The organism is Nocardia sp. NPDC056000 (assembly GCF_042269265.1).
Taxonomy (GTDB): Bacteria; Actinomycetota; Actinomycetes; order Mycobacteriales; family Mycobacteriaceae; genus Nocardia.
In genome coordinates this window covers 601901-623390 of sequence record NZ_JBHJXS010000002.1, presented here as the reverse complement: position 1 = coordinate 623390, position 21490 = coordinate 601901, and the positions used below count along the sequence as shown (strand labels likewise).

At 64.8% G+C, this 21490-nt stretch carries 18 protein-coding genes; 6 read left to right on the top strand and 12 right to left on the bottom strand.

The window, feature by feature from the left end; genetic code table 11:
- Window positions 1-39: 39 nt before the first annotated feature.
- A complete protein-coding gene (locus tag ACFC4D_RS07535) occupies window positions 40-6870 on the bottom strand; it encodes an alpha/beta hydrolase (protein WP_376062128.1) in 6831 nt (2276 codons plus the stop codon).
- Window positions 6871-7269: 399 nt separating this feature from the next.
- Here ACFC4D_RS07535 and ACFC4D_RS07530 point away from each other — a divergent pair, with 399 nt between their 5' ends.
- The 4 genes from ACFC4D_RS07530 to ACFC4D_RS07515 all read left to right on the top strand — a co-directional run bounded on the left by ACFC4D_RS07530 (window position 7270) and on the right by ACFC4D_RS07515 (window position 10240).
- A complete protein-coding gene (locus ACFC4D_RS07530; protein ID WP_376062127.1) occupies window positions 7270-8796 on the top strand; it encodes a hypothetical protein in 1527 nt (508 codons plus the stop codon).
- A gap of 86 nt (window positions 8797-8882) precedes the next feature.
- On the top strand, window positions 8883-9206 hold the full coding sequence (locus ACFC4D_RS07525; RefSeq protein ID WP_375963074.1) for a hypothetical protein: 324 nt from the start codon (window positions 8883-8885) through the stop codon (window positions 9204-9206).
- 3 nt (window positions 9207-9209) lie between these two features.
- Window positions 9210-9707 (top strand): YbaB/EbfC family nucleoid-associated protein, encoded by a 498-nt coding sequence (locus ACFC4D_RS07520; RefSeq protein ID WP_376062126.1) that lies wholly within the window; start codon window positions 9210-9212, stop codon window positions 9705-9707.
- A gap of 23 nt (window positions 9708-9730) precedes the next feature.
- A complete protein-coding gene (locus ACFC4D_RS07515) occupies window positions 9731-10240 on the top strand; it encodes a hypothetical protein (RefSeq protein WP_376062125.1) in 510 nt (169 codons plus the stop codon).
- Between the two features lie 87 nt (window positions 10241-10327).
- On the opposite strand, the gene ACFC4D_RS07510 is transcribed toward ACFC4D_RS07515, so the two are convergent.
- From ACFC4D_RS07510 to ACFC4D_RS07495, 4 genes are all read right to left on the bottom strand, one after another.
- A complete protein-coding gene (locus tag ACFC4D_RS07510; protein WP_376062124.1) occupies window positions 10328-11113 on the bottom strand; it encodes a hypothetical protein in 786 nt (261 codons plus the stop codon).
- 62 nt (window positions 11114-11175) lie between these two features.
- The gene (locus ACFC4D_RS07505; RefSeq protein ID WP_376062123.1) at window positions 11176-13011 is read right to left on the bottom strand and encodes a serine/threonine-protein kinase; all 1836 of its coding nucleotides are present in this window, start codon (window positions 13009-13011) and stop codon (window positions 11176-11178) included.
- A gap of 73 nt (window positions 13012-13084) precedes the next feature.
- Window positions 13085-13483, bottom strand: a complete 399-nt coding sequence (locus ACFC4D_RS07500; protein WP_376062122.1) for a hypothetical protein — start codon at window positions 13481-13483, stop codon at window positions 13085-13087.
- Between the two features lie 26 nt (window positions 13484-13509).
- On the bottom strand, window positions 13510-13638 hold the full coding sequence (locus ACFC4D_RS07495; RefSeq protein WP_376062121.1) for a hypothetical protein: 129 nt from the start codon (window positions 13636-13638) through the stop codon (window positions 13510-13512).
- Between ACFC4D_RS07495 and ACFC4D_RS07490 the strand changes: the two genes are divergently transcribed.
- Window positions 13637-14008 carry a hypothetical protein gene (locus ACFC4D_RS07490; RefSeq protein WP_376062120.1) on the top strand — a complete coding sequence of 124 codons (372 nt, stop codon included), beginning with the start codon at window positions 13637-13639 and terminating at the stop codon, window positions 14006-14008. The two genes, ACFC4D_RS07495 and ACFC4D_RS07490, sit on opposite strands and share 2 nt — an antisense overlap.
- 18 nt (window positions 14009-14026) lie before the next feature.
- On the top strand, window positions 14027-14776 hold the full coding sequence (locus ACFC4D_RS07485) for a hypothetical protein (RefSeq protein WP_376062119.1): 750 nt from the start codon (window positions 14027-14029) through the stop codon (window positions 14774-14776).
- Here ACFC4D_RS07485 and ACFC4D_RS07480 read toward each other — a convergent pair.
- The 7 genes from ACFC4D_RS07480 to ACFC4D_RS07450 all read right to left on the bottom strand — a co-directional run bounded on the left by ACFC4D_RS07480 (window position 14763) and on the right by ACFC4D_RS07450 (window position 21452).
- Complete coding sequence (locus ACFC4D_RS07480) at window positions 14763-16004, bottom strand: hypothetical protein (protein WP_376062118.1); 1242 nt, start codon at window positions 16002-16004, stop codon at window positions 14763-14765. The genes ACFC4D_RS07485 and ACFC4D_RS07480 overlap by 14 nt on opposite strands.
- Window positions 16001-16318: a type VII secretion target gene (locus ACFC4D_RS07475; protein ID WP_375963059.1), complete on the bottom strand. Its 318-nt coding sequence runs from the start codon at window positions 16316-16318 to the stop codon at window positions 16001-16003. The genes ACFC4D_RS07480 and ACFC4D_RS07475 overlap by 4 nt, the downstream gene beginning before the upstream one ends.
- 183 nt (window positions 16319-16501) lie before the next feature.
- Window positions 16502-16843 (bottom strand): hypothetical protein, encoded by a 342-nt coding sequence (locus ACFC4D_RS07470; protein WP_364640942.1) that lies wholly within the window; start codon window positions 16841-16843, stop codon window positions 16502-16504.
- A gap of 23 nt (window positions 16844-16866) precedes the next feature.
- On the bottom strand, window positions 16867-17643 hold the full coding sequence (locus ACFC4D_RS07465; RefSeq protein WP_376062117.1) for an ESX secretion-associated protein EspG: 777 nt from the start codon (window positions 17641-17643) through the stop codon (window positions 16867-16869).
- Window positions 17644-17647: 4 nt separating this feature from the next.
- Window positions 17648-19462, bottom strand: coding sequence for a hypothetical protein (locus tag ACFC4D_RS07460; RefSeq protein ID WP_376062116.1), 1815 nt, complete (start codon window positions 19460-19462; stop codon window positions 17648-17650).
- Between the two features lie 70 nt (window positions 19463-19532).
- Window positions 19533-21104, bottom strand: a complete 1572-nt coding sequence (locus ACFC4D_RS07455) for a hypothetical protein (protein WP_376062115.1) — start codon at window positions 21102-21104, stop codon at window positions 19533-19535.
- Window positions 21105-21185: 81 nt separating this feature from the next.
- Window positions 21186-21452 carry a hypothetical protein gene (locus tag ACFC4D_RS07450; protein ID WP_376062114.1) on the bottom strand — a complete coding sequence of 89 codons (267 nt, stop codon included), beginning with the start codon at window positions 21450-21452 and terminating at the stop codon, window positions 21186-21188.
- Window positions 21453-21490: the final 38 nt, after the last annotated feature.

Sequence of the window (21490 nt, the reverse complement as noted above, 5' to 3'; positions counted from 1 at the left end):
TGGACCGAATCCGTTCTCGTGTCACTTCCTGTGGTCGAGTCATAGTGGATACAACCTCTCCAGGGCTAGATTCAGCGCCTCGACACGCATGTTGGGGAACATTCGCTGATAGACATCAATGAGGTTCATACACGAATCGCAGATCTGAAACATCTCTGGGATATGCGACGACCGCGCCGAGGGCAGATCGATCATCATCCGTAGTTCACCCGCGATGGTTTCTGCTGAGAAGGGTGTGTGCGGCGTCCCGCCCGGTGGAACCTCGGCAACTGCTCGGTTGTTAAGCGTTTCAATCGCAAGCTCGATTCGCGCCCGCGTTCGTAGCTCTTGAAACTCCCGACCCGGCTGCATATCAGGCAAGTTCGATATATGAACCTCGTGCGAATCCTCGATCACGCGTTCCACCAAATGCCATGGCAGACCCGTTTCATTGACCAACTCGTGAACCGTCGAATCACGGATCGTACGTGGAGTGAAGGAAGTACCAGTACGTTCGGCATCGCGAGCCGCCTGACGATTGTCCTCGGTCAAGAGCTTATTGATATCCTTCCAAGCCGCTCTCACTTCCGCGTACTCGGCTCTTGCGGCGTTGTCGACCTCCCGGATAGATGCGGCGAGTACCTGCTCGACAACATCACGCGGTAGCCCGGAGTGCTCTTCCAGTTGGTATCGCAGGACATCCTCGAGCACTTTCGGCTCGGAATCGTTTGCCCGATCGGATCCCTCCCCCAGCCCTAGCTTCCCGGTATTCGGGTCGAAGGCGTTGGCATGCGATGTCTCGAACACCCTCTGCCCCTTGGGCGGTCGAGTCGGCGCCTCCGATGCCGGAGGCCAGTCGTGCGAAACACCGCTGTAATTGAAGAAATCATGCGGCGCGGGGTTATCGTCGGGCCGGTACCGAACGTTTGTAAGAGCTCGCTCCATGGGACGTCGAACCCCATCGACGGACGGGTTTCGGTGCGTAATGTCTTGAACCGCTTCGAAACCTTCGATCCGCTTTGCCCGGTTTTCGTCCCGCAGCTCCCGGAAGTCGTCCAATCGCTCGGATCGATCGGACGGGTTCTCCGCGCGGTCCCTCGCATCTTCCGGGGACAGATACAGCTTGTCCTCCGCCCGCGTACCGGGGGCGAAACCATCCTCGGTGGCCCGTGTTTTCGTACCGTCGGGATGAAAGGTCTCCCACGTGCCGTCGGGTGGAATGCGCGGTCGCCGGGTGCCGTCCGGATGAGTCTCGGCAGTGCTGGTGTAAAGGCGACCCTGATGGTCGGACCAAGCTGGTTTGGTGGGTGCCAGCACATCAACGCCGAGATAGCGGGCCAGATGGGCGGCGAAGCCATTGCTGGCCGCGTCGCAGCCGACCAGGCGAATGGGGGTGTTGCCGTCCCAGTTCGTTTGGCGGAGGAGGTTGGCGAATTCCTCCGGCGTGTATGTGCGGTCGCCTATGTGGGCGTGGCCGTCCTCGGTGATGTGAACATCTGCTGTGAAGTGGTCGGGGTCCTTGGCTATTCGAGCGGCAAGGTCCGCGACTACTGCGTCGTCGGGGTGGAAGGAGGCGCCGGCTTCGGTTTCCTTGGCGGGGAAGGAATGTGGTTCGGCGGCGGGATGCGAGATTTCCGGGACCGTGTCCGCTGGATGATGTTGGGACCGTGAGTCATTCGTGTGGGTGGGAGTACGCGCCTCGGGGTCCATGGCGAGCAGATCGTTGCCATACTTGCCGAGGTAGTCCTTGAAGGCGGGGTCATGCTCCCCCAGGAGGCGCCAGAGGGTGGCGTACGTCTCCTGGTGCATGAATCCGGTTCGGTCGAGAACGCGGGTGAAATCGTCACGCAGGCGGGGCAATTCGATGAAGCGCGCGGGGTTGTTCAGGGATTTGGCGATCTCTGTTGCCAGCGACTTCAGCTGATCGAAACGACCCTGTAAGTGCGGCGTCAGCGATGCAGGGCGATCGTTGGGCACTTCGACGGCTGGAGCAGGCTGCTCGTCGGCGAGGTTGAATGGTACGTGATCTTGGTCGGGAGCCAAAGGGTGGTCGCCTCGCGCGGCTGGCTCATGAACGTAGTCACGACCTACCACCGTGCCCTTGATCAGATATTTGACACCGGTGTGTTTCGTCCCCGGCGGATCCTCGATAACATCGGTGATCAGGTAACGGGTTCCGCGCTGCATCAAGAACTCGTGTTCGGAATCACCGATCCACAGGCCCCTTGAACCCTCTGGCACGTCGAGCTCGAATCGTACGTCCAGTCGCGCAAAGTTGCTCGGCGGGCGTTCTCCCAAACTGGTTGACAGGTATCCCCGCTCGGTCTGGACGGTGTTGATCAGTTCTCGGGGATGCTTGCCATCCAACATCGTTCCGTGTTGGTCGATGGTCAGGTGATCCAGTCCGCGGATGCCGGTACCCCGCGTAATCTCGAACCCCTCCGGCGTGAGGTGCCCCGTCAGCCGATCCAGCGTCTGTACATGCTGCTTCAGCACCTCGACTGTGGGCTCGGTGCCGAGATTGCGGCGAATCTCGGTGATTTCTTGGCCGTTCAACCACAGTTTGGTGAGGCGCTCCCGCGGATACTGATCATGCAGAACGCTGTCCAGCGCGGCCCGCAATGGTGGGTCGAGACTCGGATGGCTCGCATAGGACTCGAGCAATTCGAGCTTCGGCTGAAACGACTTGCCACCGTTGAGGCGCATCAACTGTTGCTGGCGGGAGTGGTCCTCGGCGAGCTGAGCGAATCTCGCGCCCGGGTCGGGATCACGAAGTATTTCATTGATCCACGCGTATCTCCGGTAACGGCTAACCTCTTGCGCTTCTGTTTCGGTCAGGGAGTCAATGTGGGACCCCATCGTCTCGTCACCGAACTTACGACCCTCATCGTCGGTGTCGAAGCGGCGTATCTGGTCGGGTGTGGTCGCGGGGGTCTCCGGCTGGTGCTGTGGAGTTGTGTGCGGCTGCTCGTGGCCCGGCTGCCGGCCGTGTGGCTCCGCCTGTCCGATGCGGACCTCCGGATGCGCTGGCCTCGCATGTGGCTGGGTAGCGGAATCAATAGGGCGCGTGGGATTTCCGTGCGAGTCGTAGAGGACCGCGTATGTGTTGCGGACATTGGTGGTGCTGACGGGCCAGGTGTGAGGGCCACCCGGAACAGTGGAGTCGTGGACCATCAACCGTCCGCCGTCGTTGGTGACGGTATAGGCGTGCGCGCCGATGCCGTTCGTGTCTGTGGGGCCGTGGAATTCGGAGATGACGATGGCGGTTGCGCCTTCGCCGAGGCGGGTGAGGTGATCTGCCAGGACGCCTGGGGTTTCCATGTGTTGCATGCGGCCGCCTGCCGCCGTTTCCAGGTCTTGGGCGCTCATGCCGCGTTGGGCGATTTCCGGATCGGTTGGGATGCGGATGTTTTCGTTGCCGGTGAGATCTTGGGCTTGGCGGAGGGCTTGGGGGCCGCAGTCATTGACCGGCTGGTGGTCGGCGGGGAGGGTGGGGTGGTCGGGGATCGGGTCGGGGTGGCGGAATTCGTCTACGAGGTGTTCGTAGCCGAAAGGCGCGCCCTCGTGTGGGTCGAAGATGGGTGGGCGCAGGTGGGCGGGGTCGCTGGGGAGGGAGCCTATGTTGCGTTGCCAGGCGTTGAGGCTCTCGTGGTCGGGGCGGGCGAATTCGGGGATGATGTTGGCTTTGTCGCCCGCGGCGATCTTGGCGAAGTTGTGGAGTGACTCGCTCGGGATCGAGTGCGCCTCGTCGTGGAACCTGTAGTAGCCGGTGTGGGTACTGATATCACTGAATGTTTTGACACCACCGGGGAATTGGGCGATCACGCGGCGGGCTCCGAAAGCCTCCACCGAGGGGTCCATGCCCAAGCCCATGCCGAGACCGGGTGCGGCTCGGGCGATTTCGCCGGGGGTGCTGGAGCCAATCCAGGTGACCGGGTCGCGGGAGGAGCTGGCTACGAAGACGTTTTCCGCGCCGATGCCGAATTCGGAGGCGTGTACGATCGGGCCGGCGCCCGGTGAACCCAGGAGCGTGATGGTGCTGACTTCGCCGGTGAGGCGGCCGCCCGCACCGGCGTAGCTCGTTGTGGTGGAGCCGTAACTGTGGCCGAACAGGTGCACTTCCGGGGGTGGTGATCCCCCTGGCAGACCAGCGTTGATCTTTCGAGTCTGGTTGAAGGCGGCCACATCTCGCGCCAGCAGTTGGCCTCCGCGTTGGGCCAGAGCGGGGTTCGTCATCTCGCGGCCGATTCGCGAACCGCTGGGGGCGTCGTAGCCGATCCAGGCGATCGCGGCGACCGTGGCAGGGTCGTGCACATTGTCCGAAGTCGCCCAGAAGTGGTTGAAGGCGTTGTTCAAGTTCACTTCGAGGCTTCGGACGGTGGTGGTGATGCCGGGGATGTGGAACGAGACGGTGGACGCGTGGTCGACGTCGCCTATCGCGACGACCGCGCGGCCCTCACCGTTGAAAGCCTTCGAGTCGTAGGACAGTACGTGCACCGGTGGGCGGTAGCCGGGCGGGTCGGTCGGATCGGTGCGATCGCGATTGGCGAAGTTGTCGGCCAGGGTGTCGGCGTGCTCGAGATTGCGAATGGTGCTCTGCAGATTCTGGAACTGCTGGCGGCCCTCGGGATCGGAGAAGCGGCTCGTCCACTTCTCCACGCGGGGATTGCGTTCGCGGAGTTCGGCCAGGTCCCGGGCGATCGAGAGGCGATTGGCCTGGTCGCGCGCGTGCGGGGGTACGCCGTCGGCATTGCCGACCTCGTGCGGGTGCAGGCGAGTGACCGCCGATTGTTGGTCGGGGGTCAGGTCCTGCCACCAGTTGTGGTTTTCGCGGGCTTTTTGATGGGCACCAGCCTGATCGACGTTATCGGCATGCAGAAGTTGCCGTGGCTCGGTGTCGTGGCCGAGCTTGGCGAGTGCGTTGGCGGCATGTTGGCGCTCGGCGGCGGTGATCGGATGATCCACCGGCAGTACAGGTCTCGGGGTGTGATCGCCGAATGAGGACGGTTCGGGATGCGATGGCAGCGGATCGTGGCTCCGCTGACCGTCATGTGCAGGCTGCCCGGTGCGATCCTGCCGACCGTCGTGAGCAGGTTGGCCATCCCGATCGGGCTGCCCGGTGCGATCATGCTCGTCGTCGCGAGCCGGTTGCCCGTGTCGATCGGTGTGCCCGTCCCGATTCGTGTGACCGTCACCGGTTGTATCGGTGTCCCGCTGCGGATTCCGTTCACCATTGGCGACGTCGTCGTTGTGGGTGCGGCCCGAGCCGTTCGGCGGCTGATGCTCCTCGAGGCCACCGATCATCCCCTTCGGTCGATCCGAGGCCGGGACGCTCGCGCGATCGTTCGAACTGACATCCAAGCGTTCGGCACGCGAAGTCGCCTCCACCCCAGTGGCTTTCGCCTGGGCATGCGGTGACTGGCCGGGAACCTCGCGGCCGGGAGCGGCACCTGCGGCGCGATCTGTCGGCGGCGGGGCAGGGGCCTCGGTGCGGGGTGCGCGCGCTTCCGGTGGCGTTTTCGGCTCGCCGGTGGGATGCGCGGCGGCGGGTTGAGTCGCGCCGGGCTGGGCGGTATCGAGTTTGGGTCCGGCTGTCGGCTGCGCGGCGGGCGGTTGGTGCGTGCCCGGCGCCGAAGCGCCATTCTGACCGTTCGACAGTTGACTACCGACGAGATCGCTTCGCCCCGAAGGGTTTCCAACGATCTGCGGCTCTCCCGCCGAACCCGCGGCCGGAGCCGCAGCGGGGGCGACGTCGCGGCCGTTCGCAGACACGGACGAATCCCCGGCGTGTGGCGCGCCGTTCGCCGGTCCGGCTCCCGCCGCCGTGTCGGCAGGCGTAGACGGTGCGCGGTCAGCCAATGCCGGGACCTGCTGGACACCAGCCGGTTTGGCCGTTGCCGGGTCACTCTTCACCGGATCGACCACCGTCGGCGCGTGCATCTTCGGTTTGACCGAACGCAACGCACCCGGTGCCGCGCCACCCCACATGCCAGCGGTGATCATGCGGGGGTCCAGCTCGGTATTGCCGGTGATCAACGCGCTGGCACCCCAACCCGCGAGACCCGCACCGCCACCGGCCGCCAGCATGGTGACACCGGTTGTCGCAACCCGCGTGGTCATCTTCACCGGCATGCCGAACAGTCCGCGCATTCCACTGCCGATGCCCGCGGCCGCCACCCCACCCGCAGCACCCGCCACGGCCATGATGCCGACCTGTTCCCAGCTGAATTCCTGGCGGCGTCCGTTGTAGCGCTGCCACAACTGAATTCCCGCATCGGGCACCGTGCCCATGGCCGCGCCGAGAGCGGCGGATTTCGCCCCGGTCACGGCCGCATCGATCGCCAACCGCTTGAGTACAGCCTTGAGCTCGGCGATCTCGGCGAACTTCACGCCCTGCGTGACCAGCTTCGTCAGCAACTTCTTCATGATGACCCGCGCGGCAACGCGATTCGCGGCGATGATCGCGGCCTCCGCCGCTGGGGCTCCGAACAGACTGAAGGCGGCGAACGCCATATCCACAGCCATGATCAACAACATGGCGTTGAACATCAGCTTGGTGTATTCGAATTCGGTGCCGGTGTTCTCCGCCAGCCCCGCGATGCTCTCGAACCACTTGACGAAGCTGTCGATCGATCCGGCGCCGTCCTTGCTCAGATCCCCGCACTTGAGCGCGTTGAGTTGCGCCAGCATGGCGTCTCCGCCATCGCCCTCCGGATAGGCGGCCCGAACCGCGGATATGGCGGCGTCGATATCGGCTTTGACATTGTCGAGCTGTGTGGCGGCGGCCTTCCAGTCGTCGGCCAGCTTCCACATATTGTCTTCATTGCCCTCGGGCCACTGCATGCCCACGAGCCAGCCGTAGTAATCGGCGCCGGGCGGACGCCAGATCACCGCGACCTCGCCATAGTGGAAAGCACGTGCCCAGCAGCGGCTTTCGCCCCCCGAACTGCCACTCCCGCCCCCGGATTCGACCGACCGTCAGTTATCGCACTGCCGGGTGGCGGTTTTCACCGACGCGGGGCAGTGATCTCGCGTCACGGTGCCATAGAACACGGTGATCAGCAACTGGGCCGATGCGGTCCGCTATCGGTCAGCAGCCCTGCTGCTCGGGCAGGTTCGCCCGGAACAGGCCGAACCCGGGATGGGGAGACGCCAGCGGGTCGCTCCCCCACCGGTGAATTCCCCGCTACCGCACCGACCGGACCTGAATCACCGCTCACGAATGTGTAGGGTCGCAGGCGTATCCGAACGGGCGGCCGCTGACGCCCGGTCGAGGAGGGGAGCGATATCGTGAACAATCCGCAGGCCGGGAGCCCGGACGACTTCATGAAGACATTCATGGATGGTTTCACGCAGGCCGGCGGCGACGTCGGCATGACAATCGTCTCTCATCCCGGTCAGCCGAGCGGTCCCGATGAGAAGCAGATCACCGAGCGGGCGCGCGAACTCACCCACGAGATCGCGCGGGCGCTCGCGGCCGACGGACCCGAGGGCTGGGAGCGGATCGACGCGGTGTTCGCGTGGACGGTCGCCACACAAGCCTGGAATGTGATCTATTCGGCGCAGGGGCGCGGGGTGCGGGCCGAACCACCGCAGGCGACATTGCTTTTGGTGCAGGAGCAGCGGGAGGTCGCCGCGCAGCTGTCCGAGGGGCCGTGGTGGCGGATGCGGATCGTGCTCACCGATAAGGGTGAGATCCAGACCGATTACGACTACGGCGATGAGCCGTTTCCCGATGATCAGTTGTTTCCGGCGGAGGCGTATCAGGCCGATCTCGCGGAGTATCCGCGGCGGCGGTTGCCGGTGTGGCTGGCGGCGTATGTCGGTCATGAAGGACGGCAGGCGCGGCCGCCGCGGGTGGCGGCGGAGCAGTCGCGGGTCGATCGGGGGAAAGGAGTTCGCGGGGAAGTCTCCACAACGGATTTCCCTGTGCTGCCGCTGCTTTGGGCACGATGGACGGCGATCGCGGCGACCTATGCCGCGCTCGAGGTGACACAGGGGCCGCGCATTCTGCCGTCGCTGGCGTGGTTCGAGACGACCAAGCGCAGTGGCAGCACGCTGTATGTGCTGCCGGGTGATCGGGCGGTCATCTCCGGTGGGGTCTGGAATTCGCCGGAGCTCGACGCCGCGTACAACGGCGAGGCTCCGATGCCGGAACTGTATGCGGGAGCACCGGATTGGGTGACCGATGCGGTGCTCAACCCGCGTACGGCGTCCGGGCTGCTGTCGTTCTGCTACTGGTGGGAGAACGGGCGGTGGTATCGCGGTGAGTCGCCGAGTGGGCCGGGACTGGCTCTGGCGTGCCCCGGGGTCTGGACCTCCGATGTCACCGCCGAGATCATCACCGGGGCGCTCGCGCAGGCGACCGGTGCGCCGCTGAGCGATCAGGACAGGAGTGCGGCGGCAACGCTGGTCGCCGCCGCCGAAGCCGGGGTTGTCACGTTCGAAACCATCACCGCCGCAATCGATCCCGCGCGATTCGATGTGGATGCGGCGCTCAATCAGTTCACGCTCGCGGGGTTGCGCACCTTCGTGACCGCTCCCCCGCTGTCGCGGGTCGATGCTATCGAGCAGGTGCGGGCGCACATCGTGGAGAAAGGCTCGGACACCACCGGATATCCGCTCGATCAGCTGACCGCGGATCGCATCGAATCGGGGTGGATGGTTTACGTGCCGACCCAGCCGGGCGAGATCATGCTGGGGCGGGCGATCTACTACATCGCCGATGACGGTGTCATCGAGGCGTCATCGTCGTCGGTGCCGCCCGCCGTGTACATCGCGGGATTCACCCAGCGCTATCGAGCTCGCAGCGTCTGAGCGCGAAAACACATGGTTCGCATTGCCGTCGATGCTGATCAGCGGTTATCGTCGGCGGCAATACTGATTGGGGAGGAGTCGGTTTCATGACCGGAAAAGTAGAGGTCAACGCGGAATTGCTGCGACAGGCGTCCGCCAAGACCTTGGATGTGACCGATAAGGTCCGCGATGTGTTCGCCAATCTGTCCGCGGCGGCCGACGGCCTGGGCCAGCCCTGGGGCAGCGATACCTACGGTACGAAGTTCGCCAATGGTGAGGCGAACAACGGTTACACCGCCGCGCGCGACAACCTCAAAGAACTCACCACCGACTACACCAAACAGGCCGAGGATCAGGCGAACGCGCAGAACGATTCGTCGAAGCTGCACGACAACACCGATACGAACAGCGCCAACGCCTTCAAGAAGTAGCTCATGGCGAACGAATTCCTGAAGGGCGAACTCGCCTCGATGATGGACGAGTTCCAGAAGCAGATGACGGTGCTCGCCGACGTCCAGCAGCGGCGAGCCCGCCTCACTGCCTCCGGAACCGCCTCCCAGAAGCGAATCACGGTGACGCTCAACGCCGATGGCGTCGTCATCGAAACGCGATTCACCGACACCGACGACCTCACCCACGAGGAACTCGCCAAGGCTGTCACCGAAGCCGCCCAGGAAGCCGCCGCCGAGCTGTCCCGCAAAACAGCCGACCTGATGAACCCCATCCAGCAGCAACGCGGCCGCATGCCGAAAATGTCCGACCTAATCGAGGACTTCCCCAACCTCGACACCCACCTCCCCGAACTGATCCCCGCCTCCCTCGCACCCCCGAACTCCCCCGAGCGCCAACACCACGACCCGGGCATGGTCTTCACCGACGTCGAAGATCTCGACGACCTCCGCCCCAGCCGAATCAGCGCCGACGACTGGTGACTCGGTACCGGACCCGGGACCAAGTGGAGCAATTGCTGGCCCATATCTTCCAGCAGGGCTTGAAGTTTCACATCTACCAGACGGAATACGGCTGGGTCTGCCATCCGATCTCGTCCGGGAGGGACTCTCCGAACCGACCGCATCCCGGCCAGGGCAACTTTGTCGTCGATGCCGAAACCGGAGTGGTAACCGTTCATTCAAGTCTGCATCCGCTGACGATCGGCGAACGCTACGACGAAGCAATCAGGACCGGGCAACCGGTGCAGGGTCGCCAGGTTTATCCGCTCCGCTGGAGTGTGACGGTGCGGCGGATCCGGGAAGATCAGACCGAGATCGAGTACCACGTGCTGACCCGGTCACTGCTCGAAACCTCGCACCCGACAACCGGAATCCAGCTGGTGATAAACAAGAAAACCCTGCGTTCCCGAACGAACGAGCACGGTATCCCCGAGCCAGCAGCCCTCGCGAAATCCTGGGCATACGCGAATCGCCAGAACCAGACCTGGCCGGAACTGGGGACCTTCGAGTATTAGCCGAGCCGATCCGCCAATGCTGTGGACCTTAGGTCACTGTCCCATGAACCATCTTCGTGGACCGCACGGTAGTGCAGCACCTCGAACTCATCTGCCGCAGTGGGATTTCGGGATTGAGAGAGCGAAGCGGCCGTTGGCGCGGCGTTCGAAGGAACCTTGATCGTCGAGGTCGAGCATTGCGGGTGGTGTGATGGTGTCGAGGTCGATGATGGGCGTTTCGGCGGGGAGGTCGGCGAGGGCGGCTACGGCTTCCGGGGCGAGGGTATTTTTCAGGTGACTCAATTCGTGGGCGAATGCTCTGGGGATGTCATCGGACCATGAGCACCAGGACGTGCTGAACTCATCTTCTTCATCGAAAACTGGGAAGTGCTCACCTAATTCGAGGCCATCGGCCTCAGCAGTAGTGATCACCTTCTCGATATCGCGTGCCAGAGCACGCCACCAGGCAGTCATCGACTCGGCCATATAGCAGGGACCCATGTCCGCGAAGTCGGTGGATAGAGCGAAAACTCTTCCCCACGAACCTGTTTCGGGGTGCACGTCGACGATGTAGTAGTCGCCTGTCGACTCGTCGTTCAGTCGGATCGCGGAACCAACGGGACCATCGAGGTGTCCGCCGATCTCCGCCACCCAGGACAGGGGATCTCCCAGCTTGTCTCGAACCCCCGGGCCGAAACTACGCTGACGCAGGCCATTGCTCACCAAGAACCCGCCGACCTGTCGCAGGACTGATCGCTCCGGTTCAGTTACCGACACCGGGAATGCCTCCAGCTCATCATCGCTGAATCCCGGAAACAGCTGCACCAACTGTGGATAACGAGAACTGAGGCCCCGCAGCTGCTCAACCAACTGCTCGATTTCACCTGATGACATCGTCTTTAATCCTCAGTCAGGCAGTAATTGTGATTTCAACATGGTCGATGCGCTACATGCGATTAGCGCCGCGCAGCAACCATGCTTGCGATTGCGGCGGCAACGGACAGTGCCGTGGCAACAGCGAGAGCCCAGAATCCGTCCGTGAGGAAACTCAGTTGGCCGCCGTATATCAATGCTTGCGAACAGGATTCAAGGATCGTAGTGATGACTACACCGAGAATCACGGCTGTAGCCGATGTTGCCAGCAAACGTGCGAACATTCGAGATCCGCGACCAGTCATCAGCAGTAGGGCTGTTGAAAGCCCGCAGACGGCCGCGCCGGTCAGCAGGGCCTCCGGCAACTCGTAGATACCACTTCCCGACATTCCAACGGCTAGGGGAAGCCCGGTGTGACCGATCTTGTCGAGATCCATGAACGATGCAAGCAAGGTGGCGGTTGCCGCGAAAAACAGTAGTCCACCAATCGCGAAGTCCCCGTTCCGATTCGACGAAGGAGCGGGTTCTGCCGCCCGAATGGCTGACACACCGCCGATGAGGGCTGCGACAAGCGATACGGCGGCGGCCGGGACCAACAGCCAGAAACCTGCACCCGGGGTGCCCGAAATAAGGTTCTCGTCGACTCGCACAGCTGCGATGATGTCCAGTGCCGCAGTAGTAGTGACACCAAATGCAATCCCGGACACGATTACCGCGAACCATCGAACCGTTCCACGCTGCTCACGTAGAAATATCCCGGCAACGATTGCCAGAACCACCACCAGCGCAAAGGCGCCGCCAAGGAGGTGGAGGTATGGCGTGTTCCCATGTGAGTCTCCTCGAACGTAGCGCCATGCTTGCCACTGATCCGAGTCACCCCATTTCTCCTTGACTGCGAGCGTCAAGAAGGACGCGAGAGCAACAAGACCCGCGACGAGCCCTAACGACCCGCGCAGCACACGAATGAAATTCGCATACGAGCCATGCTGTTTGACGTCTCCCGTCAGTGCCAGCGAGGTGCCCGACGAACCACGATGACCGACGACGGTAGGCGGCGTGCGCGAGACGGGGCTCGCCGATTGGCCACTCGGCACAGTCCTTGCCGCTGTGACGAATTCGGTGCAGCTGGTGAAGCGGTCCTCGCGCCGCTTTGCTGTGGCGCGCGCGATTACGTCATCGAGGTGCGGTGGGATGTCGTTTCGGATGTGGCTGAGTCTTGGGAGCGGCTGGCTCAGGTGTGCTGCCACTACCTGGCCCGGATTGCCCGAGGCGAACGGAGGATGGCCTGCCAGGAGGGTGAAAAGGGTGCAGGCCAGGGAATATTGGTCGGCGCGGTGGTCTACCTGTTCGCCGGATAACTGTTCCGGGGATGCGTAGGCGAGGGTGGCCGTGAACATTCCGGTCGAGGTGAGTTGGGTGTTGGAGTCCAGCAGGCGGGCGATGCCGAAATCGGTGAGAATCGCGCGCTCGTCGCGGCCCGTATCCGCCTCGGACAAAAGGATGTTCGCGGGCTTCACGTCTCGATGCAGTACGCCGCGGCTGTGTGCGAAATCCAGTGCGGATGCCGTCTCAATGATGATTCGGAGGGCGCGGTCGACCGATACCTGGCGGGGGTCGAGTCGCGAGGCGTCGACGCCCTGGACGTATTGCATGGCGATCCAGAGGTGGCCGTCGTGGACGCCGCGATCGTGGATGCCGACGATATTCGGATGGTCCAGGCGGGCAATGGCATTCGCTTCCTGTTCGAAGCGTTTGCGTAGTTCGGGGTCGGTGGAGACTTCTTGGCCCAGCAGTTTGAGGGCGACTTGGCGGGGCAGGCGGGGGTGGTGGGCGAGGTAGACGCTGCCCATTCCCCCTTGGCCGAGCATCCCGTCGAGTGTGTATTCCGCGAACGATTGGCCCGCACTCAGCTGAACCACGGTTCCCCCTAGCTGATCTATCCGGTGCTCGGACAGCGTAGATCAGGGTGGTGACCGTCCGCCGGGTGGGGAATTACTCCGGGAGGGGGAAGGCCGGGGTGGTGGCGTTGTAGAGGACCGTGGGGGTGTGGTCGGGGATGCGGAGTTCCAGGGTGCAGCCGGATCGGTAGGCGGTGATCAGGGTGCGGTTTACTTCGCGGGATTCGGAGACTTCCCAGCCGGAGTTCGCGAGTAGGGCGGCGGCGTGGCGGACCGTGTCGGCGGCGGTGACGGAGTCGGGGCGTTTGCCGCGGAAGGTTGTCGCGTAGTGGTGGGCGGACGGGTGTTCATCGTCGACGGGGGTGGGCTCGTCGAGGAAGAGCAGGGTGCGGTCCGCGTCGGGGGTCAGTTCGGTGATCAGGGCGAGGAGTTGGGTGCGCAGCGCGTTTCCGAGTCGGTCCAGTTCGGCCCGTGCACCTGGTACTTCGCCCATGCGAACTCCTCTCCGGGCGGACACTATCACTCGGTGCGGACGCGACCGGCAACCCTCGCGGCGGCGGGCAGGACTCGCCATTGGTGGATATCGCGGGCCGAGACCGATAAACAACGCAGCGGTCCGGCGCGCGACTGGCATAGGCTGCGATTCATGTTCGAGTACTCCTTGCGCATGGCCCGGGTCTACGACGGCCGGGACGCCGACGGACGGCCGGTGGCGGACCGTGCACCGGTGATTCCGTGGTTCACCGAGCGGGTGCTCGAATATCTCGAATCCGCGCCGGTGGTGCTGGCGGCGCGCAGTTTCGATGTGGACGAATTCGCGCCCGGGCAGCGCGATGTGCCGTTGAATTTCCGGACCGACGGGGTGTGGGTGTGGTCGGGCTCGGTGCCGCACTATCTGCGCAAGCACGGGTTGCCGCCGGAGATGGATTTGGTTACCCACATTCTGGCGCGCGACTGCCGCGTTGCCGAGGTGGATGAGGCGGCCAAGGACGCCGCCGTCCGGCTCATCACCGGCTGAGTCGAAAGGTGCCGGCGGATGAGTGATTTCGATCTGGTGAGGCGACGCGAACTGCTCGACGAGGGCTTTCCGCTCGAGGTGTACTACCGCCAGACCCCGTACTCACCGGAGACCAGGGCCGCCTTCAACCGAATATCCGATCTGCACCAGGAGTACCGGCAACTGCTGCCGGAGACGGTCATCGCGCGCTGTCCGATGACCGATCGCATCGTGCGCTGGCCATTGGACACCGGCGGTCTGGACGGCTGGTACTGGGAGTACAACAACCCGGTGCAACGGCGGCCGATCGGCCTGCCCGCGACCTGGATCGCCTTGAAAGGCGCTGTGCGCGTTGCCGAGCCCGCCGCGATCGCGCCTTTCGATTGCCGCCCCGGTCCCGGCGCCCCCTTCGTATCGGCGCATCTGCTGGCACCACCGGAGACCCGGGCCGTACTCGCGCAGATTCCGATCGGCACCGATATCAGCTGGGCGATAACCTATTTCGCGCCGAAGCGCCCGAAAGATATCTCACTCGAGGATATCTGGGGGCAATGCCGCAATCCGATCTTCGATCCGACCAGCCTGGATCGCGAATACGCCGACCAGATGCCCAGCCGAAGCGCGGATTTCGAGCTGCTCCCCTGGCTCGACGCAGGCAAGCTGCTGTGGATCGCACCGGGCGACAACACCGCCACGCTGCGTACGGGCGCGGCGGACTGCCCCTACCTCGATCTCGATGTCGACCGGCGGGCACAGTACATCTACAACGGCGAGATCACCCGTTACTGACGTTCAGGTTCGTCGTAGGCACCCGCGGACTGGCCGCACCGACCGCACCCACCACCGGCACCCCGGTATTGCCGAGGTCGCCGACCACATCGTCACCGTGTTCACCGGTGACAAGCTGCGAGCGAATCTCCGCATCGCCTTCGCCGTCCTCCGACCGCGGCGCCAGGCCCGCGCCCGCCATCGGCGGCATCATGCTCGGTCCAGGAGTCGCGGCCGCACGGGAATTCGCCGCCGGTTGCGTTGCGGCAGCGGCATTTCCGGGAGGCGCGGAAGCCGAACGGGTACCGCTGTATTCGCTCAGCTGCGTCGGAGTGCTCAGCCCAAGAGCGCCGAGCGGCATGCCACCGGGTGCGAAACCGCCGCCCTTGCTCGGATCGAGGGCATCCGCCACCGGCGTGATCTGTTCGGCCGTCTCGGTGGCGGTCAGCGTCTGCGCGATCGACTGCACCTGCTGCACACCGGTATTCGCCGCACTCGCCAGCGGCGAGAGCAACCCGAGCAGCTGGGTCACCTGCGAGAGCGAATCCACGCCGCTCGGGGCATTGGTGACCTTCACCTTCTGCCCGGCGGCGGTCATATTCGCGCTGTGCACCGCCAGTTCGCCCTTGGTCTTGGCGACCACGGCGGTGGCTTCGGCGGCGGTCTCCCCCGCCATGGACAGCAGGAAGGCCTGTCCGGGCGGCGTCACCAGGAATGGCGCCGAAGCGACAACGGCGGCAAGGAATTTGGCGATGATCGCGGACATCGATGCCGCACCGGTCGCGACGGTGCCCGCCGCACCGCCGAGCACCATCTTCTGCTGCCCGTTCTGGGTCTCGAGCTGCACCGCGTCCGCTTGTGCCGCAGTGCCTTTCGCGAGCGCGCTGGTAGCCCCGGAGCCCTGCCAATCGCCGGATGAGGCCATCGACATGAGCGAGGTCGCCATGGTCATGATCTGTTGCAGCGCACTGGAAACGCTCGACAGCACCTGTGTGGGATCCACGCTCGCACCGCCGAGCTTGCCGGTCCCGAAGGATTGCGCGAGATCGGTGAGCGGGCGTGCGAGGGTGGAAAGGTCGAGCACCGGTAGCACCGGCATACCCGGCAGCGGCGGCATGGCGGTCAACTGCGGCAGCGCCGACAAGCCGAGATCGCGCAGGACGTCATTGACCGGGCGGTCCAGCAGCGCACCGATATCGGTGCCGCGCAGGATATCCGCCACCGTGGGATCCGGCTGCGGCGCGCTCATGACTCCAGCGACAGCGACAGGAAGTCGACGCTGGACCGCTCCTCGACCGCGTCGTAGGCCGCGGCGGCCTCGTGCGCGGTGACCGCGGTACCGGCGTGCACGGCGGCGAGATCCGCGGTGGCGGCGAAGTGATTACCTTGCGCGCCCGCGAAACTCAGCAGGAATTCCTGGCCGATCAAACCGAAGACCGGGACGACGGCCGCCACGGTGGCGGCCTGATCGGCGGCGGCGACGCCGGCGATCGTGGATGCCATGGCTGCGGAGACGTCACCGTAGTGCCGGATCGTGTCAGAGTTGGCTGCGAGATTGCTCATGAGACCCCCATCAGGAAGATCAACTCGAAATGAACTATACAGAGCGAATATTCGGTGAGCTCATCAAAATCTGAGCGAATTCCAAACGCAAAGCGTTAACGGCGGGTGAGCGGCGGGTTATCTTCGCAGCTCGGATCGGGTTGCCACACTGGGGCTTTCGTCCGTTTCCGCCGAGGCATTGGCTCAAATGGGCCGCAGCCAGCTGTCCGGTTCGGTATCGAAGTCCTGTTCCTCGATAATTTCCTGCCGGGTCACCTCCGACAGCGTAGGCAATCCGGTCAAGGCCAGCATCTCGGGCGCGAGACCGGCTGAACGCAATTGCTCGCGGCGCTGCGCACCGGCGCGAGCGGCGGACTGCTTACACAATCGCAGCACCTCCGCCGCCAGCGCGGCCGGATCACCGCGCAGCTGATCGCGTTCCACGCTCACCGCGAGCGGCAGACCCTGTTCGGTGGTGCAGACGACCACCGCTCCGGTCCGTGAGGCGATGGTGAACTCGGTGGGGAACTGATCCTCCAGTTGCACTGGTACACCTTCTTTTTCGCTCGTCATTCATCCTCGATCGCCTCGAGCACCGCAGCGATCCTGGTATCGAGATCGGTGATCATCCGGCGGCGATCGGCGGGTGCGGCCACCGGCGGGAAATCGCCGGTAATGAGATAGCGGCCGTCCTCCACCAGATCCCGCCAGCGCAGCTGATGGCGGGTGATACCGCGCGGGCCGAAGCGCGAATGCCCCTGCACCACTTCGATAATTCCCCGGCTCACCGCGGGCGCGGCCAGGAACTCCGCCGCCCGGTCGATGACCGTGCCGTCCATCGACTCGTGCGCGGGCGACATGCCGAACCCGTAATCGTGCTCATCGGTATCGGCCGGTTCGGCGAGCACCAGTTCCCCGCCGCGACCCGGCGCGGTATCGGGCAGCGCGGTCAGCAGTTCGGTCGCGAGCTGCCGGGCATCGCATTCGGAAATGCTGAAACCGGCACTGTGACTGACGGTTTCGCCGGGCTGCTGCACCACCAGATAGCCGAAGTCGCCGCGCCGCGCGCCCAGGACGCGAATACTGCCGGTGGGATTGGCGGGGTCGAGCCCGTCCCAGCCGCGCACCTCGACTCGCACATCGGGAAGCAGCAGGACATCGAACGCTTCGAGCCAATCGGGCTCGCGGTGCCGCAGCTCGTCCCGGGTGCGGGCCATATTGTCCAGATGCTGACTCCACCATTCGGTGCGACTGGTGAACATGAGCGGTTCGGGCAGCACCTCCTCCCCGCGCTCCTGATACAGCGCCAGGAATTCCAGATCGGTGAAGGACCAGGTTCGAAGCACCGGGTCAGCCCTCCACCACGGGTTTCGCCACGATCGGGGCCGCGCCCATGGCCTCCTCCAAATACTCTGTGGAGTCCAGGAATTCGGGTCGCTTGTGTTCCTTGCCCTGACCGCCGTGGCCGCCCGCGCCATGGCCGCCGCCCATCGGCGCGCCGCCCATACCGCCCATGGGAGCGGCACCCGCGGTGGCGATTCCAGCTCGGCTGGTGGCGATCGCACCCTCGACCTCGGCCGTGAGCGCGGCACGCGGGAACAGCCGCGCGGTGAGCTCCTTGGGCGCGGCGGCCGGACTGATGCCCGCGCCACCGCCGCCCGGACTGCCGCCGCCCTTGGCCAGATCCTTGGACAGGGAATTGAGCAGGTTGGGGATACCGGCCAGGGTGGAGTTCGGATCGTTGGTCTTCTGCGGGTTAGTCGCCGAGGTCAGCGCCTGCATGCCCTGCTGGAGCGCGCTGCTGAGCTGTGAGCCGTCCTGCGAACCGTTCGAACTCTGCTGCGAGGTACCGGTTTCCGAGCTCTTGCCGGGATCGGTGCCGTTGGGGCCGGACTTACCCGGGTCGGTCTTGTTCGGATCGTTCTTGCCGGGATCGTTGCCGTTCCCGTTCGGATCGGTCTTGTTCGGGTCCGTCTTGTTCGGGTCGTTCTGATTGGGGTTCTTGTTCTGGTCCGTGCCCTGCGGGCTCTTCTGGTTCGGATTCGACTTATTCGAATTGAGCGAGTCCGCCGACAGCGACGCTCCGGTCAGCCCGCTCTTGGACGATGTGCCGCCACCGCCGCGGGTGTCATCGGAGGTGGTGCGGCCCTGCGGCGCGACGGCGGGCAGATACGCAGTCGGATTGCCCAGTTTGGGCACGGCGGGGCTCGCCGCGATCAGACCGGTGACGTACCAGCGCTGAAAGGCCAGCCGGGCGGCGTTGATGATCCGATCCTCACGAGCCGGATGGTCGTAATCGAAATCGGTTGGGGCGCTGGGCATGGCGACCTTGGTATTGGACAGCCAGCCGGAGACGTAGTTGAGATTGCCCGCCATCGATCGGATATCGGCGGTGAGACCGTCGGCCTCGATCTTGAAATCCTGCGCCGCCTTGATCGCGCCCTGCGCACCCTGACCGGTCCAGCTCTTATCGGCTTCCATCTGGTGCAGCCGGGTGGTGAGGTGGTTGAAGGCGGTGTCGATCTTCTCTGCCACCAGCAGCCAGGTGCCACCGGTATCGGCCACCAACTGCGGGTTCATGCCCTCGCCCGCCGCGTGGAACCACACCCGATCCTTACCGTTGGGGTCCTCCGGATCGATCGCCTCGTAGTGCCCGTTCTCCTTGGCGACCTTCTCCAGATTCTGGTGGCCGTGCTTGCTGTCCAGCGGCGGGGCCGCCTCGTCATTCCAGACCGGAATCTTGGTGCCGCTCACTATTTTCGGATCACCCGTGGGAAAGCCCGCCGCGTCGTGGGTTTCGTTCTTGAACCGGGTGAACTTGGTCTTGGAGTCCTCTTCGACGGAGTTGTAGTTCTTGTCGGCGGTGATCATGACGTCGGCCATGCCCTCGACCAGTTCGATGTACCGCTTCACGATGTCGCCGAGGTTCTGGCCCTGCGCGTTGAATCGATCCTGCAGTACCCGAACCATTTTCAGGTGGCCATTATCGCTGAAGCCCCGGTGCGCGACGAGCAGCGGCTGATACGCGAGCGCGACGCCGAGCGCGTTCGCGACCTCGGCGGCGAACTTGGCGGCCTCACCCGCCGCACCGGGGGCAAGTTCCAGATTGCCTTCGTGCGCCTGCTGAGCCAGACCAGGCCACGGGTTCGGATTCTTCTCAACCACGTCCCACTCCCGCTCTCATATGCTCGTCGAACGCTAATGCGCACCCGTTCAATTCGGCAGCCCCCGATTCCTACGCATGCCTGGCGCGGAACCGCTGTTCGAAGCCGGGCAGGTGGACCGATGGCGGGCTGGCGGAGGTCGAGGACTCCACCACGCCGTCATCGGCTATATAGAACAGTGCGCGCTGTACCGATATCTCGCCTGGTTCGGCGGGGGCGTAAATGAGCCAGCCGACCGTAAGTCGTTCCGCGCGAAGCCGATCCAGCGGGTAACCGGTGACATCGAGACCGACGGTGGCGATATGGCGCAGCACCTCGGCCACCGCCTCCTCCCGCGGCAGTGGGCCGGGACCGGTGCGGGCCACGCCCGAGACGCTGAGTTGATAGTGCGCGCCATCGAGATCTGCTGTATCGCCGAAGGTTTCGGACAGCTGTTCGCGCGTGATGTCATTGCGCTCGGCAGCGGTGACATAGGCGGTGACGGCTGCGCGCAACGGCTCCGAGGGCGCATCGGCGAGCAAGCCGCAGATCAGATCGACCACGGTGGCGGTGGTCCAGATGCCGGGGACCGCGGCCGCCAGCTCGGTGGCGCGCGGGGATTCGCCGCGATACCAGCGGCCGCGCTCCCACCAGTAGCAGAAGGTCAGCAGGCCGCCCGCGGCGCGAGAGTTCAAGACCGAGTTGGCAACCCACTCCGGGGCGCCCGCGTACAGGCGCGGCAGCGCGGAGCCGCCGTTGTAGGCGGCATCGAGTTCGGGGGCGTTCCACACGCCTCCGGACAACACCGCGCGACCGCCGGGCAGCGCGTACAGCGAGGAGCCGGAGCGGCGCGAACCCTCGAACCAGCCGAAGGACGGCAGCACCCGCGGACCCCAGTCCGAGCCGATGGCGACGAAGGCGGCGGCGATGGCCGACCAGCGCGACCACAGCACCGGGAAGTCCGGGAAATCGTTCTCGGAAATCGTTGGGAGCACCGCTGATTCACGGTCGGCGCGGGCGGCGACACCCGCCTGCTGCGGGGTGCGGGCCTGCTGATTGTCGTGCCGGACGTAGGCGGCCAGCCAGATCGGCAGCGTCGCGCGCGGGTACGCCTCCAGATCGGCCAGGTAGTCCTCGGGTGTGAACAGCTGATCGTCCGGGAACGGATCGTCGCCGTAATCGTGGTCCACATCCAATTCGCCCGCGGCGGTGAGCGTCATCTCGAAACGCCACCAGGGGCCGTCACCGAGTTCGGCGGACAGGGTGCGGTGTTCGACCACCAGCTCCAGCAGTTCCGGGGAGGGTGCGGGGCGCGCCTGACGGCCGCCGTCGTCGGCGTAGGTCAGATGCGACAGCTGACCGGTCACGGTCAGTGCGAAGGAGGCGCGGACCCGGGTCCAGCCCTGCGGAGCCTGCGACATGAGCTCGCGGGCGATGCCGTGCGCGAGCATTCGGGCGCGATCTGCGATATCGGGCTCGCCCAGCACCGGAACGGTTCCGGGGGTCAGGGTGAATCCCACGTCCGGTGCGGAATCGTCTGCCGGAACGGCGAATTCGGGGGTCGCGCCGGGAGTCGCCGGATCCGGGGCGAGCGGATCCGGTTCGGAATCCCGCGATGAGGTTGCCGCGGTGGGCGTCTCGCTGATCTCGTGGGACTTGGTCACGCGTAATCGTCTCCTCGACGGTCACTTTCGAGCCGACGCCACGGCCCGGGCGGGGCCGGGCGGAACGGGGAACAGTCGGCGCTATCCGCGTTCGGCGATGCGGCGATCCATCTCGGCGCGCCACTCCTCGGCATTGGTGCCGTCCAATTGGCCCGCGAAGGCGCGGCGGGCCGCCTCGATGAGGTCCTCCGAGGCGTTCGGGTAGGCGTACCGGATCTGCCACAGCGCGTTCTCGGTCTTGGGATCGAGGCCGGTTTCGGTGCGCACTCCACGCCCGGACAACACCTGTTCCAGCACGCTGTCGAAGTTGAGCCGCAACTGCTCAGTGCTCGGATGGCCGAAGCGCACGTCCGTTCTCCCTCGTTCGTCGGACCAACTCTCAGCAT